Annotated in this window: 13 protein-coding genes; 10 read left to right on the top strand and 3 right to left on the bottom strand. The window is 42.5% G+C overall.

The features are described from left to right. Positions 1-4 precede the first annotated feature (4 nt). From AC6RV6_RS03855 to AC6RV6_RS03845, 3 genes are all read left to right on the top strand, one after another. Positions 5-1,417 carry a phospholipase D-like domain-containing protein gene (locus AC6RV6_RS03855; RefSeq protein ID WP_500239032.1) on the top strand — a complete coding sequence of 471 codons (1,413 nt, stop codon included), beginning with the start codon at positions 5-7 and terminating at the stop codon, positions 1,415-1,417. A gap of 306 nt (positions 1,418-1,723) precedes the next feature. Next, the gene (locus AC6RV6_RS03850; RefSeq protein WP_500239026.1) at positions 1,724-2,623 is read left to right on the top strand and encodes a hypothetical protein; all 900 of its coding nucleotides are present in this window, start codon (positions 1,724-1,726) and stop codon (positions 2,621-2,623) included. Positions 2,624-2,955: 332 nt separating this feature from the next. After that, a complete protein-coding gene (locus AC6RV6_RS03845; protein ID WP_500239022.1) occupies positions 2,956-3,855 on the top strand; it encodes a hypothetical protein in 900 nt (299 codons plus the stop codon). A 43-nt stretch (positions 3,856-3,898) separates the two neighbouring features. Here the strand turns inward: AC6RV6_RS03845 and AC6RV6_RS03840 are convergent, their stop codons facing one another. From AC6RV6_RS03840 to AC6RV6_RS03830, 3 genes are read right to left on the bottom strand one after another with little or no spacing between them, the layout of a single operon-like run. Beyond that, a complete protein-coding gene (locus AC6RV6_RS03840; protein WP_500239019.1) occupies positions 3,899-5,302 on the bottom strand; it encodes a DUF2079 domain-containing protein in 1,404 nt (467 codons plus the stop codon). Next, positions 5,295-6,299, bottom strand: coding sequence for an RpnC/YadD family protein (locus tag AC6RV6_RS03835; protein WP_500239018.1), 1,005 nt, complete (start codon positions 6,297-6,299; stop codon positions 5,295-5,297). Before AC6RV6_RS03835 ends, AC6RV6_RS03840 begins: the two co-directional genes overlap by 8 nt. A gap of 22 nt (positions 6,300-6,321) precedes the next feature. Next, positions 6,322-7,731, bottom strand: a complete 1,410-nt coding sequence (locus AC6RV6_RS03830; RefSeq protein WP_500239016.1) for an SPFH domain-containing protein — start codon at positions 7,729-7,731, stop codon at positions 6,322-6,324. Positions 7,732-7,899: 168 nt separating this feature from the next. Between AC6RV6_RS03830 and AC6RV6_RS03825 the strand changes: the two genes are divergently transcribed. The 7 genes from AC6RV6_RS03825 to AC6RV6_RS03795 form a co-directional block, all read left to right on the top strand. Beyond that, complete coding sequence (locus AC6RV6_RS03825) at positions 7,900-9,000, top strand: DegT/DnrJ/EryC1/StrS family aminotransferase (protein WP_500239015.1); 1,101 nt, start codon at positions 7,900-7,902, stop codon at positions 8,998-9,000. Beyond that, on the top strand, positions 8,960-9,400 hold the full coding sequence (locus tag AC6RV6_RS03820; protein WP_500239014.1) for a sugar 3,4-ketoisomerase: 441 nt from the start codon (positions 8,960-8,962) through the stop codon (positions 9,398-9,400). Before AC6RV6_RS03825 ends, AC6RV6_RS03820 begins: the two co-directional genes overlap by 41 nt. A 24-nt stretch (positions 9,401-9,424) precedes the next feature. After that, entirely contained in the window at positions 9,425-9,997 is a 573-nt protein-coding gene (locus tag AC6RV6_RS03815) for an acyltransferase (RefSeq protein WP_500239013.1), read from the top strand. Continuing rightward, positions 9,994-10,935, top strand: coding sequence for a glycosyltransferase family 2 protein (locus AC6RV6_RS03810; protein WP_500239011.1), 942 nt, complete (start codon positions 9,994-9,996; stop codon positions 10,933-10,935). Before AC6RV6_RS03815 ends, AC6RV6_RS03810 begins: the two co-directional genes overlap by 4 nt. A 98-nt stretch (positions 10,936-11,033) precedes the next feature. Beyond that, a complete protein-coding gene (locus AC6RV6_RS03805) occupies positions 11,034-12,158 on the top strand; it encodes a quinone-dependent dihydroorotate dehydrogenase (RefSeq protein ID WP_500239010.1) in 1,125 nt (374 codons plus the stop codon). A gap of 294 nt (positions 12,159-12,452) precedes the next feature. Then, positions 12,453-14,132, top strand: a complete 1,680-nt coding sequence (gene groL, locus AC6RV6_RS03800) for a chaperonin GroEL (RefSeq protein WP_500239009.1) — start codon at positions 12,453-12,455, stop codon at positions 14,130-14,132. 167 nt (positions 14,133-14,299) lie between these two features. Further along, positions 14,300-16,724, top strand: a 2,425-nt coding sequence (locus tag AC6RV6_RS03795; RefSeq protein WP_500239008.1) for a S8 family serine peptidase, incomplete at its 3' end; no start/stop codon positions are given.

Below are 16,724 nucleotides of genomic sequence, written 5' to 3'. Positions count from 1 at the left end.
TTTCATGCGATCGCCGTTGAATCTTTGTCTTCTGTTGGGGGTGACCTTTCTGTCTCTGAGTGGCTGCCAGAGTCAATCCGTACAAGGCAATCGCCCCGATCGCCTTCCTCAAGATACTTTGGTGGAAGTCTACATGAATCAAAATCAGGCCAAAGGGGCAGATTATACCGATCCCTATCGCAAAATTGCGCGACCCGGAGACAATCTCGAACAAGTCATTATCGATGCTATTACCTCGGCACAATCAACCATTGAGGTTGCCGTACAAGAGTTTCGCCTGCCTAATATTGCCCTCGCCCTTGCCGAAAAACAGAAAGCAGGGGTAAAAGTGCGAGTGATTTTAGAAAATAACTATAGTCGTCCTTGGAGTGAGTACAACAAAAAAGAGATAGAAAAACTTAGCGAACGCGAACGCAACCGCTACGAAGAGTTTATCGCTTTAGCCGATCGCGATCGTAATAAAATTATCTCCCCAGAAGAGCGCGATCGGGGCGATGCCCTCATGATTCTCCGCAATGCTGGAATTCCCGTCATTGATGATACTGCTGACGGCTCGAAAGGATCGGGATTAATGCACCATAAATTTATGGTGGTGGACGGGTTTACCGTGGTGACAGGATCGGCAAATTGGACCACAAGTGGAACTCATGGCGATTTGACAACCGCAGAAAGTCGGGGAAATGCCAACAATATACTGAAAATTAATGATACTTCCTTGGCACATTTGTTTATTGAAGAATTTAATTTGATGTGGGGGGATGGAGTAGGAGGAAAAACCGATAGTAAATTCGGCGTGCAGAAGCCCTATCGTTCGCCTCGAAAACTGCAAATTGGCGAATCTACCATTACTATTCAATTTTCTCCCATTTCTGGTTCTAAAAGTTGGCAGGAAAGCAGTAATGGTTTAATTGGGAATACCTTAAATCAAGCTGAGAAAGAAATTAATTTAGCCTTATTTGTTTTTTCAGAACAGAGATTAGTGGATATTATTGGCAATCGTCACCAACAAGGGACAAAAGTTAAAGCACTCATCGATCCGAGTTTCGCTTTTCGGGAATATAGCGAAGGATTGGATATGCTGGGAGTAGCAGCACTGCGGCGGGATTGCAGCATCGAACCGGGAAATCGCCCTTGGCAAAATCCCATCTCAACTGTTGGCATTCCCAACTTACCCTCTGGCGATGTTTTACATCACAAAGTAGGGGTCATCGATCGCACAACGGTTATTACGGGTTCCCATAATTGGTCGGCAACAGCGAATCATAATAATGATGAAACTCTCCTAATTATTGAAAATCCTATTGTTGCGGCTCATTACGATCGCGAATTCAATCGCCTTTACAATAACTCATCTTTAGGCGTATCTTCTGCACTACAGCAGAAAATTACTGAAAGAGAACAAAGCTGTCAGTCGTAATATATCCGGAAAGATATTTTTTTCCATGACAAGAAAAAGCTGGGTCAGATAAAAACCGCAAGACACAGGAACAATGCGATCGCGATCGCCAAACGTCACATTGAAACTTTACAATTGCCTTCCTTTGGATCAAGATTCGGTAAAGATTGCCATTTGACCCTAGACACCTCATAAAAATTGGGGACAATGGTTATAGACAAAGATAGAAGCAGTTTTTAATAATTCTTATCTGAGTACAAAGCAGGGTGTTTGCTTCTCAATATCTCATTACACTAAATTTCATCCAAACAGGGAGACCAACTAAAAATGCAACTAAACAACATCATAAAAACTACACCCCATCTTTTCGGTAAAGTTTTAGGTGTAATTTCTTTAGCAGCAGGAGTGTTAACTGTAGGTCTTCCCGCCGAAGCCTTTACCCTTGGCTACAACGGTTATTTTGGCAGCACCAATGACCCCGCAACAGGAGCATCGGCAACAGTAGACTTCACCTTTACCGATTTGGCAGATGGTAGCATTCAACTAGAATTACTCCTGACTAATACCACCGGACAAGCTAATATGACCGAAGGACTGACAACAGATGGGGCAACTGAGTCAGAATTTCTGAGTGTAGGTTTTGATTTTGCCGATGGAGATTTAGCCGATCGGTTAAACATTGTCAGTTATAGCCTCGGGAATCCGGCTTTTGATGAAATCGTTTACGACGATACTTCTCTGAGTGGTGGAACTTCTTCTTCCACAGCGATAGACGGTGACGGCTGGGGAAATGTTAGCTTAAATGACATTACCTTTGATATTGGTCTTGTTACTAGCAGAAATTTATTATCCACGGGAAACCCAAGAGATGGGTTAAACGCGGGTGCATCAGAAACAGTTACTTTCAATTTAGCTCCTACGGAATTTGCTAGTGCTGCGGAACTCGAGCAATGGGTTGTTGATGGCTTCGTTGAAGGGGGTTACTTAACGACGGCTGCGCGTTTCAAAGCGGTTGATGGAACGAATATTGACGGAGGAAGCGATAAGCTCATCGGCGGAAATTTAGAAGAGTATAATAATTACATTCTTGTTGAAGAAGGGGGTTTACCTCCTACCGAAGATCCCGCTCCCATAGATATTCCCGAACCTACCGCGACAATAGCTCTGGTCATCTTTGCTTTGGGAGGAGGGAAATTTCGCCGCCAAGTCAAATCGCAGGTGCGATAATCGTCAATACAGGTATTGACTCAACGGAAAAAGCTGCGTTATGGAGAAAGAGAAGCAACTTTAACGCTTGGCGATCGCGATCGCCAAGCGTTATATTAAAATTTTACAATTGCCTTCGTTTGAATCAAGAGCAGGTAAAGATCGCCATTTTGCCCTAAACACTGCATAAAAATTAGCGAAAATAGTTAGAGATAAAGATAGAGCTAATCTGTGGTGGCTCTAATAGGGGTAAAAATCAGGGTGCGTACATCTAAACATTTAGATTCACTTGAAACGGAGACCAGCTACAAATGATTCTTAAAGTTGCTTCCAAAATAACCAAATATTCTCTCTTGAGCGCAGCAACCACTGCGATCGCGATAGGAACATTATCAACCTCAACTGGTGCTGCCAATGCCTTCACCATTAACTTTGATGAAGGACTAGCCGGCACAGCCGGAGATGGCACCCTCATCACCGACCAATACAAAAAAGATTACGGTGTCACCTTCGATAGTCAGAACAATAGAACCACTGATTACGGTCTCGTGCTTTACGATACCGAGTGCATCGGGAAAAGTGGCTGGCGAGGTGTCTCCCAAGATGGCTTTACCGATGTTTGTACTGGAGGAGACAGAGACCTCGCAACTGGAAAAGGGAAATATTACCACAATAGTAGTTGGTACGATTACGATACCGAAGCTCAAGGAAATGTCCTCATTCTGCAAGAAAATAGCGATTACTTCGATCCCGACGATGATGCAAAAGGAGGTGAAGTTTCTCTAAACTTTAATACAGAATTTGATAATAATAACCTCTTCTTTGAAGAAGGGGTAACATTTGAAAAATTTGGTTTTGTCGATCTTGATGAAGCCATCATTCGCAACAAAAAATTATCTTTTACTTTCGAGTATGTTGACGAAACTCGAAATCCTTTCATTATCGATGATAGCAATTACGCGAATTATATTGAGGAAACGCTCTTATCTTATGATTGGGATGGTAATACCTTAGAAGGCGATAATTCTTTACGAGAGTATTACTTCAAGAATGAAGACGGTACATTTGACGGCGTGAAAGATGTTAAGGTCGAATATAATAACGTCAGTGGCGCGATCGCTTACTTTGAGTATATGGAATCGCAACCTCCTCAAGAAGAACCCGTTGATATTCCCGAACCTGCGGTAACAATTGCTTTAGTCACTTTTGCTTTGAGTAGTATTAAATTACGTCGCAAAGTTAACCATCAATAAAACTGTCATTTCAGTTATCAGTTATCAGTTATCAGTAACGATTTTACTTTTGCCTTAGATAAAGAACGACTTCATCTCGTTCGTAAATGCGATCGAAACGTTCATCTTTACCTAAGACTTCAGTTAAACGAGTAACAGTTTCAGGAGAACTGGCAAAACCGGGATGGCGGCGATCGAGAAGAATGTATTTAAAGTTTTCTAGCTCTATAAATTCGGTTTCGGGTCTGGGAACTTTAACTGTTTGTCGATGGGTTAAATAAGGAATAAGTTGAGAGGGTGCCATAACAGCTTCTCGGGTTTGAATGAGTGCGATCGCTTCTCGGTTTGCCTGCCATGTATCGAGAGAATCTAAATAAAGGGTGCCAAAAAAGTAATATTTCCCTAAGACTAAAAACCCGCACAAACTCCAAGCTAAAATTATTTTGCGACTGCGAATCCACATTTTTCCCTGACTTCTGGCAGCAATAAGCGCCAATATAACAAAAGGGAAAATCGGTACGGCATAATGTTGAACGAGGGTACGCTGTCCGAAATGATCCGAGAGAATATTTAACATTAAAGCTGGCATTGCGGAAATTAATGGCGCTAAATAACGCGGAAATAGTCCCCAGAAAACAGGCACGAACAGTAACGCCAAATATTCTAGAGTGGAGAAAGAAAGAATGCGTCCCCAAATGAGATCGGGTTTGAGAATGAGACTAAGAGCAATTTCTAAGACAGAATCGCCTAAATAACCATAGCGAGAAACAGAATCTTGTTCGGCACCCAGAAATTGAGGAATAATTAATTGAGTTGTTGTTATAAACCAACCCATTCCTGAAAATAGCGCGATCGCACCATACCAACGCCGTCTCTCACAGAAAAATAACCAAAACCCCATTGCAGCCACAGTCAGGGAAAGAACGGCTTTACAGCTTAAAATTAGGGCAATACAGCCGCAAAACCAAGCTATCTTTCTCTCTCTCGCCGCCCAAACTGCGCCCAAAATCCCCGGAATGGCAATAACTTCTGGATGAAAGCCGTAAATATTGACATTAAAAATGAGGGGATAGAGTAAATAAACCCCCGCCATCATCACCCCATCGCGATCGCTTAAACCTGCTTGTAACGATACTCGCCACGTCAACCAACAGCCGCAACCCAAGGCGATCGCTTGGATGGCAAACAACCAATGTACGGTAGGGTAAATTTTGTACAGTAAAGCAAAAGGATAAAAAATAATTGCTGCATGATCTGCCAAAAGGTGAAATTCTTGATAACCCCAAAAAGAAACAACCGGCGGTAAACCTTGACTGATTAAATAAACATATTGATCGAACCACCCTAAATCGTAAGCATTGGATTTGAATAAAGCGTGTCGCAGGGTTGCGAGGAAGAAAAATAACATTGTACTGCCAACACTCATTAATAATGGGTATTGGGGAATCTGCGATCGCTCTTTATTCATTGATATCGGAATTCGAGACAATTGCGCGATCGAGTAGTTCTTGGAAAGTTGTGAGAGAATCTGTCATAGCAGCTTCTTGAAACAGTCGAGTTAAAATTGAAGTGTCCTGAATTTGCTCGAGTAAATTCCCCAATTCTTCGGATACGGATTCAAAACGAAGGTCTAATAGCTTAAGAATTAATTCTCGACTTGTACGGATAGCTCCTTCTTCACGTCCTTCTTCACGTCCTTCTTCACGTCCTTCTTGACGAGCTTGACGTTCAATATGGGTAACAAATGTCATTTGATTTTCCTCCTCGAAACGTTGAATTTCTGTTTGGAATCCCTGTTGAATAGATTCGGGTAGGGTCATCATCCAATCGATGAGCCGATATAGTTCTAGGATATCTTGTCTTTGATAGCCGCGTTGATAGAGACTCTTGGCAATTCTCAATTTTTCCCGAGAGCGATTATTTGGGTTATTCTTGGTTTTTTGAGTTTCCCGGTGTGCCGTGACGATAATGGCAAAGGGATTTTCGCTCTCCTCTAGGGTTTCTGTAGAATAGTCCAGAAGTTTTACTGTGGGAAATTGCAGTGAAACGCTACAGCCCAAAATATTATAACTATAGCGATCGGGTCTCCATAATTCCCGTTCGTCGGCCAGTACGGCTAAACTCAAGACTTGATGGCGATAGCGATCGAAAATACGGCTATTGTAAATGTACATCCGTTCGGGAAATATGGTTTGAGCTTGGCTTTGAACTTCGATATGAATCAAAATCCAAGTTTCCTCACCGCTTTGTTGCCAGACTTTTACCAATTTATCAGCATCTCTGCGTCCGGTTTCGGCATCTCGCACGATCTGCTGAAATTCCTTATCTAAGAATTCATAGCCTCGAGTCCAGTCTAAGCGATCGCATATTGAAGGAAAGAAGAATGCCATAAAGGGTTGAAAGTAGAAGGAAATGGCTTCTTTCCAAGGGGAGTCGTATTCTGCACGTTGGTCGAGTTCGGTCATGTATCAAAAGAGCGATCGCTTATTATTGATTATCGGTCTTAACCCAACCTTCAATTGTTGCCGCTACTATTGCGCCAATAGGGGTTTGCTTAATTGCTTCTACTGCTCCATTTTTTGCTGCATTAATGACGCGCTGTTTGAGAGTTGGATTATTTTCAATCTGTTGAATGGCTTCTGTTGCAACAGCCATTTGTTCTAACGTTGTTGAAGTAGGGTTTGACTCTTCTAATTGCTTGAGAAGGTTTTGAATTTCTTTGGCTGCTTCGGCAAGATTCTGTTGTGATTGAGCATAATTATGTTGCGTACCAACAAGTTCACTATTTTGAGCTTGTTCGATATATCCAGCACCAAAAGAACCACTTTGCTCGATCTTGTTTTTCTGTGTTTCTGACACGGCTTGACTCTCCGCAGTTGTATTAATTTCTAAAATTACTGGTCTGACAGCTAGTTTATCGACCAGACTTTTTAAATTGGTTGTATATTGTTGGTAAAATTTTAGTTCATAGTCTTTACTTGTCAACTCCTTTCGATATTGTGCTTCTAAAGACTCTAGCTTGATTTCATAAGTTTGTGTCAAATCTTGATAAAGTTTTATTTTATCCACATCTGGTGGAACTTTTACTCTAACCATCAGTATATCATCTGTGTTTTCAATTGCTTGTATTTTCAAATCTATCTCTTCATTTTGGACAACTAAATTAAATGAATATTGAAAAGCCGTCCAATCAATTCCATTATAAAATTGCAATTCTATTGTATTAGGAGTATTTCCAAGAACGGCTCTAGCTAAATTTATATCCCCAATTGCGATCCTAGTAACTTTAATTCCCCAATTATAGCTTCCTTCATCTGCTACAATCAATAATCTTCGATTAATTGTCTCTTGAGAGGAGTAAAATTTCTCTAAATCAATCTTGCCAATTTCTGATTGTAATGCTGATTTTATTAGCTTCTCAAGTGCGTCCAAATAATCTTCAACTTCATAAAATGCCCTTTCTAGATTGATAATTTCCCAATATAAATATAAATTGATTTGCAAAGGAATCCCATTTTTACTAATAACTAAACCAGAATCTAGCTGTCTTACACGTTCTCGTATTGTGTCTCGAACAACAATTTCATCCAAAATAGGCAATATAAAGTTAAGTCCGGGTCTAAGTGTTATATTATATCTACCTAGTCTTTGTACAAGAGCTTCCTCTCCTTCTTCAATGATTACCATGCTTGTAATTATCGTTGAACCCGATCCAATAATCAGACTAATAAATATATAACTAATGGCAGATAATTTGTTATTCGGCTCAATAATCAATAATGTAGTTATAAATAATAGAGTAAAGAAGACAAAACTCAAAAATTTAAATAGTGTTAATCTATTATAAATTATTGACTTTAAAGATTTTCTAACTTTTGTAAAAATATTTTTCAGCATTATTATAACTTAAATATTGTACTGGTTCAAATTTTAGCAACTTTCTTATGCGAGCGATCGCGATTCATTACAATACTTTTGCACCATCTCTACAGATAACAATCTCACTTCATCCAATAGGCAAAGCAGTAATATCATAGTTGATAATTGTTCATTGATAATTGATACTTGGTACAAGTTCCCTATTTAAATCTCCTTGGCGTTCATCACGATCGCGATCGCCTTCTCTCTACCATTGCCTCAGTTATCGACTCGGGCTGGTATATTTTAGGGCGAGAAGTTACAGAATTTGAGAAAGAATTCGCCTCATTTTGTCAAGCTGAATATTGTATCGGGACGGGAAACGGGTTAGATGCCCTGCGTTTAATGTTGCTTGCGGGGGATATTGGCGAGGGGGATGAAGTCCTTGTTTCTGCCAATACCTACATTGCAACCATTTTGGCGATTACGCAAATTGGGGCGATCCCCGTTCTCGTCGAACCTTGTTGGGAAACTCTGCAAATTGATTGCGATCGCATTGCGGAAAAAATAAGCGATCGCACCAAAGCTATCCTTACCGTTCATTTATACGGCCAACCCGCCCCAATGGACAAATTAGAGGCCATTGCTCGCCAATATAACTTACTCCTCTTTGACGACTGCGCTCAAGCACACGGGGCAAAAATTGGCGATCGCTTTGTCGGATCGTGGGGGGATGCCAGTGCGTTTAGCTTTTTTCCCACTAAAAATCTCGGTTGTTTAGGGGATGGCGGTGCGGTCGTTACCTCCAATGCACAAATCGACGAAAAAGTCAAGCTATTGAGAAACTATGGTTCCGGGAGGAAATATTACAATCAACTCGCAGGTTGGAATAGTCGATTAGATGAAATTCAGGCAGCTATTTTACGGCAAAGATTACCGGAATTAGAAACAAAAAATGCAGAACGGAGACGTTTAGCTCAGCGCTATACTGAAAACTTACGCAATCTCCCCCTTTATTTGTTACCCTATAATGCCAACGCAGTCTATCATATTTTTCCAATTTTAGTGGAGGAACGCGATCGCCTGCAACATTTTCTCAAAGAGTCCGAAATTGGAACGCTCATTCATTATCCTATTCCTTCTCATCAACAAGAATGCTATCGCGATCGAGCTTGGGCTAATCTCTCTTTACCGATTACCGAAAAAATTGCCCGAGAAGAACTCAGTTTACCCCTTTATCCTAGTTTAACCAACGAACAGCAAGATTATGTCATCGACAGAATTAAAGCCTTTTATCAATCAAGATGAACTATTGATTCAGTTTCCGACAATTGGCTCTCGAGAAGAAGGCTATCTTGCTGTTGCTGAAGCACAAAAAACTTGTCCATTTTCGATTCAAAGAACCTATTGGGTTTATGGCTGTCGCGATCGCATGAAACGAGGAGGACACGCTCATCATAATTTACACCAAATTCTTATTTGTGTGGCAGGAGAAGTAGAAATAATCTTACATGATGGTTTAAACAAATACGAGTTTTGTTTAAACTCTCCCACCATCGGATTACATCAAAAACCACTCATTTGGGGCGATTTGATCTATCATAAAGATTCAGTTTTAGTGGTTTTGGCTTCCGAACATTATATCGCTGAAGACTATATTCGAGATTACCAACAATTTCTCGAAATTGCCGCAACCAAGCATCAATAATTAATTATTCACGAACAGTCATCAATGAGTCACTATCGATTATCACTACCAGAGAATACTTATATTCATCCACAAGCAATTGTTGAGACGAAAGAAATCGGCGATCGCACAAAAATCTGGGCATTTGTTCATATTTTATCCAAAGTTAAAATCGGGGAAGATTGTAATATTTGCGATCATGTTTTTATAGAATCTGGCGTAAAAATTGGTAATGGTGTCACAATTAAAACTCACGTTTCTCTATGGACGGGAATCGAGATCGAAGACTATTGTTTTATCGGTCCTAATGTTGCTTTTACAAACGATATTTATCCTCGTTCTCATCGCAATCCTGCCATGCAAAAGCGCTATTTTGAAGACACTGATGCCAGTTGGTATCGCGGTACAACTTTAATTGGTAAAGGTGCTGCCTTGGGTGCAAACTCTACTATTTTATGCGGTTTAACTGTAGGTCATTATGCAATGGTTGCTGCTGGTGCCGTCGTTACCAAAGATGTCAAACCTTTTGAATTAGTTGGAGGCGTTCCAGCAAAGCATATGGGATGGGTAGATAAAGAAGGGAGAAAAGTAAAATCACAGCCTATTGATGAAATATGAATAAACCAAAAATATCAATTGTTATTCCCTTGTATTATGCCGAGAGACTTTGGACAGTTTTACCCAAAGAACTGGAAAAATTGGCTTTTGCCGATCGAGATTATTTTAATACAGAAATTGTTTTTGTTGATGATGGTTCTCAAGACAAAACTTTCGATCTCGTGCGCGATTTAAAGTCAGAAAACTTTACTTTTAAAGCCATTCGACTCGCTAGAAATTTTAAGTCATATATTGCTATTCTTGCAGGTATTCAAAACGCGACAGGAGATTATATAACATTTCTTCCTCAAGACTTGCAAGAACCTCCCGATTTAGTCTATCGATTATTTTCAGAAATTCAACAAGGATATGATGTCGCTTGGGCGGTAAGAAGGACTCGTGCGGATCGTTTTCTCGATCGCTTATCCTCCCATTTATTTCACCGTTTAATGCACGCTGTTTGGTCGGAATGGCCAAAAACAGGAGCAGATATGTTTATGATTTCTCGTCCGGTTGCTGACGTTTTATTATCCATGCAGGAAAAGAATTCTCATATTACCGGACAAATTTTATGGAGTGGTTTTCGGCAAACGAGAATTAGTTACGATCGCCAACGTCGAAAAACGGGAAAATCTGGCTGGAGTTTTTGGAAAAAGGTAGAATTAGCCATTAGTGTCATTACTCAGTTTTCTTATTTACCGATTCGAGCCTGTACCGTGTTAGGAATAGGGCTGGCTTTTTTAGGATTTCTCTACGGAATTTTAATTGCGATCGAACGTTTAACCTTGAAAATCTCCGTACAGGGATGGTCGGCTTTAATGGTGGTTATCTTGTTAATTGGCGGCTTTCAACTTATCTTTCTAGGGGTTATTGGCGAATATTTATGGCGTATTTTTGATGAAGTGCGAAAGCGTCCGGTTTATATTGTAATGGAGAAAATCGATTCCGATTCTCATTAATCTTTTTAATTATTATACCTTGACGCAAAAATGTTATAGTTACAGTATAAAATAAGGATGAAACTGAACAAAATAATAAATTGTGAAAAATATGATAAATGGATATTTATAAATTAACAATTAAACCACTCTTATTTTCTGGACTCAAAGCCGATCCAGAATTCATTCATCGCAATACTCTAAATATTCTTCATTGGCTGGATTCTCATCCAAAAAATCTTCTCGCAATTTCTCTACTGCACTCTTTAGAAGCATCTTGCTGTATTGAAGATCGTCGCTTAGAACAAACCTTATGGGGATTGAAGTTTGCGAATCCTTTTGGACTGGCTGCGGGGTTTGATAAAGATGGTATTGCGGCGGGGATTTGGCGTAAAATGGGTTTCGGTTTTGCAGAATTAGGCACTGTAACTTTCCATTCTCAAAGTGGAAACCCTCAACCTCGTTTATTTCGTTTGTTTAAAGATGAAGCCGTTCTCAATCGGATGGGCTTTAATAATCAAGGAAGCGAAGTTTTAAAACAAAATTTACAGCAGCGAGAAAAGCAGTTTTTAATTCCAATTGGGATTAATTTAGGGAAATCTAAAATAACACCTTTAGAAGCAGCAGCCGAAGATTATTTGGGCAGTTTCCAGCGCTTGCAAAGTTTAGGAGATTATTTTGTTATTAATGTCAGTTCCCCGAATACTCCCGGGCTGCGATCGCTACAAAATAGCCAGCAACTCGCCTCCATTCTAGATGCCATTCAACAGGAAAATCGAGGCGAAAAACCCATCCTCGTCAAAATTGCCCCCGATCTCGAATGGGAAGCGATCGCAGATGTTCTCGAATTAGCTAAAACTTATCAACTTGCAGGAATTATTGCGACGAATACCACCATCCGCAAGGATAATTTAAAAACGGGAATCATTAGCGCAACAGGAAACCCCGTAACAGAAGAAGCCGGCGGAATTAGCGGATTCCCTCTTCGCGATCGCTCTACTGAGGTAATTCGCTTTATTTGGCAGCAAACTGAGGGAAAATTACCCATTGTTGGAGTAGGGGGCATTTTTACAGCCGAAGATGCTTGGGAAAAAATGACGGCGGGTGCGAGTTTGATTCAAGTGTATACCGGTTTGGTTTATGAGGGTCCGTGGATGGTCAAGCGCATTTTAGAAGGGTTGGTGCAGAAATTAGAGGAAAATGAGTTTGAGACTATTTGTGATGCGATCGGATCCGGAGGATAAAAATATTGATTTTTTGCTAATTAATTTTCTGCGATCGCATTTTCCAGTTTTTAAAAACCTCAATTCCTTCAACTTGGAATAACTCACTCGCTTATTCTGGAAAATACGACATCTATGTAGCTTGACAAATTTTAATTCATGTGTATTCAGCCTCGACTCTTAGCCTGTAATCCAGTTTTAGCAAGGTATTCAGGATTTTTTCCGAGGAGTTATTTAGAAATTTAGCACTCCGGTCGAGAGAGTGCTAAATTTGCTAATGGTAGAGAATTAGAGATAGCGGAACTCGAAATAAAAATGGCTAAAATCGTTTCGTTTAAAGAAGAATCCCGACGTGCATTGGAAAAAGGGGTTAATACCCTTGCCGATGCAGTTCGCATTACCCTCGGACCGAAAGGACGCAACGTTCTCCTCGAGAAGAAATTCGGCGCACCGCAAATTGTGAACGACGGCATTACCGTTGCCAAAGAAATCGACATTGAAGATCCCCTCGAAAATACCGGGGCGAGATTAATGCAAGAAGTCGCCTCCAAAACTAAGGATATTGCTGGTGATGGCACCACGACGGCGACAGTGATCGCTCAAGCTCTGATCCGAGAAGGATTGAAGAACGTGGCGGCGGGAGCCAACCCCGTAGCTTTGCGTCGCGGCTTAGAAAAAACCATCGCCCATTTAGTCGCAGAAATCGCCAAGATCGCCAAACCCGTAGAAGGCGATGCGATCGCGCAAGTGGCGACAATTTCGGCGGGAAATGATGAAGAAGTCGGTCGCATGATTTCTGAAGCCATGGCCAAAGTGACCAAAGATGGGGTCATTACCGTAGAAGAGTCTAAATCCATGGCCACGGAATTAGATGTCGTGGAAGGGATGCAAATCGATCGCGGCTACACCTCTCCTTATTTCGTCACCGATCAAGAACGGCAAATCGTCGAGTTTGAAAATCCTCGCTTGCTGATTACCGATAAAAAAATCAGCGCGATCGCGGATTTAGTTCCCGTTCTCGAAAAAGTAGCCCGAGAAGGGGTTCCCCTCCTCATTATCGCGGAAGACGTAGAAGGCGAAGCCCTTGCAACTCTCGTCGTCAATAAGGCTCGCGGCGTACTCAATGCTGCCGCCATTAAAGCCCCCGGTTTTGGCGATCGCCGCAAGCAAATGTTACAAGATATCGCCGTTCTCACCGGAGGACGAGTCATTTCTGAAGAAGTGGGCTTGAGCTTAGATACCGTCACCCTCGAGATGCTGGGATCGACGCGAAAAGTGACCATTGATAAAGAAAATACCACCATCGTTGCCACCAGCGATCACAGCAATGATGTCAACAAACGCATCAGTCAAATTCGCAAGCAACTCGAAGAAACTGACTCAGACTACGATAAAGAAAAATTGCAAGAACGCATCGCCAAACTCGCAGGCGGCGTTGCTGTAATTAAAGTCGGAGCAGCAACGGAAACAGAACTCAAAGACCGCAAGTTACGGATCGAAGATGCGCTCAATGCGACCAAAGCCGCCATTGAGGAAGGTATCGTCCCCGGAGGTGGCACGACTTTGATTCACCTTTCCAGTAAGGTGGCCGAATTAAAAGAAACCTTCAGCGACGACGAGGAAAAAGTCGCGGCAGATATTGTCACCCGCGCCCTCGAAGAGCCATTGCGCCAATTGGCGACCAATGCGGGAGTAGAAGGTTCCGTCGTGGTGGAGAAAGTCCGCACCACCGAATTTAATGTCGGTTATAACGCGGTCTCCAATACCTATGAAGACATGATTGCTGCGGGAATTATCGACCCGGCCAAAGTCGTGCGATCGGCGCTACAAAATGCTGGTTCGATCGCGGGCATGGTTCTCACCACCGAAGCCTTAGTGGTTGAGAAACCCGAACCCGCTCCCCCGATGCCTGCTGGCGATCCCGGCATGGGCGGCATGGGCGGCATGGGCGGCATGGGTGGTATGGGCGGTATGGGCGGCATGGGCATGATGTAGTCCCCCATCCAAATCCCATGACTGAGGATATATTGTGATGCCATTGCTAGGAATGTTTAACATTCCTAGCAATGTTTAGTTTTGTAACAAGTTTTTCTTTCTCTGCATAAAAGTCATCCCTTCTTCCAGACAGGTAGGTAGAAACGTTAATTTCAGAAATATCTACTATGTTGCTCGTTCTCAATCTACTGCTGAAACTATTTCGTCGTTCCGAACAGGCTCAAGAATCGTCAGAACCCTATTTTCAGGCTTTTATCCTCGAACCGATTTTAACTCCCAGTGCTTTCGTGGACAATCCTTTTGATGGTGAGGAAGTGCCGGATGTGGATGATGTTTTGGGGGATGAGGTGCTGCCCCCTCTCAGTGTCGGGGAAACCTCTGCTGCACAGTTTGATGCGGGAGTCTTTACCGTCGGAGAGTCGGGAGAAGTGGGTATTGAGTTTCTCTTTGATGGCGGTAAGTATAAAGGGGAGTTGGGGATTTTTAGTTTGGAGGGAATGGGGGATTTAGAACCCGGTTCTGAAGAATTTATTGCTGAGGCGGCGGAACGTGCCTTTTCTAATACGGAGGAGGGCTATATTGTTATTTCCGACAAAACTGAGGGAGCGTTATTCGATGGCACCTTGGGAGAAAAGACAGATTGGAATGCGGGAGAATATAAAGGGGTCAAAAACTTGCAAATGAAGGCGGGAACGAAGTTTGGGGTCATGTTGATTCCCAATGGGACGGTAGAAGAGGTGATGGAAAATCCCGATATTGGGGGAGCGAAAACGCCGCTGTTTTCTTTAGCAACGGCTAACCCCGATGATGGCTTGCATTTGGGACAAATTGCCGATGTGGATGGGGAGGGGAATACGTTTGTTATGGAAGATTTACGGCTGGATCGGGGGTCGGATGAAGATTATGACGATATTATCTTTCGGGTAACGGGGGCAACGGGAGAAGCTCCGGATATGGACGATTTCATCGATCCGGATATGGATTGGCGAGGAACGGATACGGGTTTGGAAATCCTCGATTATATCACGGTGGAGGATGTGGAGAATGAGAGCCAGCCTTTTGTCGGGGTAATTGATACGGGTTTTAGTGAAAAGAATCCAGATTTGGATTATTCTCGCATTATTTTGGGTTCGGATTTGATAGACGGTGACGGTAATCCTTTATTGAGTGAGGCCGAAGGGAGCGAACATGGAGATGGCGTTCTAGGGATTATTGGGGCGACGCAGGATAACGATCTGGGCATTGATGGGATTAATGACGATGCGCCGTTGTGGGTGGGGCGTGCAGTGGGTTCGGGGAAATGGGCTGAGTCTTTGGTGGAGTTTGTGGACGCAGCACAGGAGTCGGGACAACCCAATGCTGTTGTTAATTTAAGCATGGATTTGACGCAAATCGATGTAGAGGGTAACGTCAGTACGCGCTATGAGTTTACACCTTTGGAAATGGCGGCGTTAGAATATGCCCGTCAAAATGATGTCTTAGTCGCAGTTGCTGCGGGGAATGATGGGGGTGTGATGTCGGCTTTGGGTCAGGCTTCAGAACAGTTCGATAATATCATTACTGTGGGTGCTGCGGATGGCATGGAACGTGCGGACTATTCCAGTTATGGGAAAGGGTTGGATATTGTTGCGGAGGGAGGGACGTTAGAAAATCCGGTTTTATCTACTGTTGGCGATCGCGTGGAGGGAATGCACGGAACTTCTGTGGCGACAGCACAAGTCACGGGGGCGATTTCTCGCGTTTGGGCGACAAATCCGGAGTTACATTATCGACAAGTCATTGATATTTTGAAGGAGACTGCGATCGATCTGAAGGAGCCGGGGCTGGATTTGGAAACGGGTGCGGGGTTGTTGAATATGGCGGCGGCGGTCAATTTGGCGCAGTCGAAGCAGGAGGAGGAGTACGAGAAGGAGTTGCAGTATGTGCCGTTGACTTGGAGTGGGGAAGGTGAGGTGACTCCGATGGAACGGGCTGCAAATAACGGTTCTTCGGGTTCTGCGAGTGGTTCTTTGCCTTCTTGGGATTCGTTTTTGGGGATTTTTGGGGGCTATTCCAGTCCAAATTGGCATCAGTTCTTACGAAGGATTTTCAGCCGCTTTTATAAGACTCCCAAATCTTCTAATGTTCCGAATGATTTCAATGGAGATGGACAATCAGATATTCTGTGGCGACATCAACGATTGGGTCAAAATTCGATTTGGTTAATGGGAGGTCAAGACGGTCATACAGTTCTCAATAATGAGGTTATTGTTCCTGTAGAAGATCCCGATTGGAAGATTGTCGGAACGGGAGATTTCAACGGAGATGGAAAATCAGATATTCTATGGCGACATCAACGATTGGGTCAAAATTCGATTTGGTTAATGGGAGGTCAAGACGGTCATACAGTTCTCAATAATGAGGTTATTGTTCCTGTAGAAGATCCCGATTGGAAGATTGTCGGAACGGGAGATTTCAACGGAGATGGAAAATCAGATATTCTATGGCGACATCAACGATTGGGTCAAAATTCGATTTGGTTAATGGGAGGTCAAGACGGTCATACAGTTCTCAATAATGAGGTTATTTTTCCTGTAGAAGACCCTGATTGGA

The organism is Spirulina sp. LEGE 11439 (genome assembly GCF_059821285.1).
This window is presented reverse-complemented; position numbering and strand designations above follow the sequence as displayed.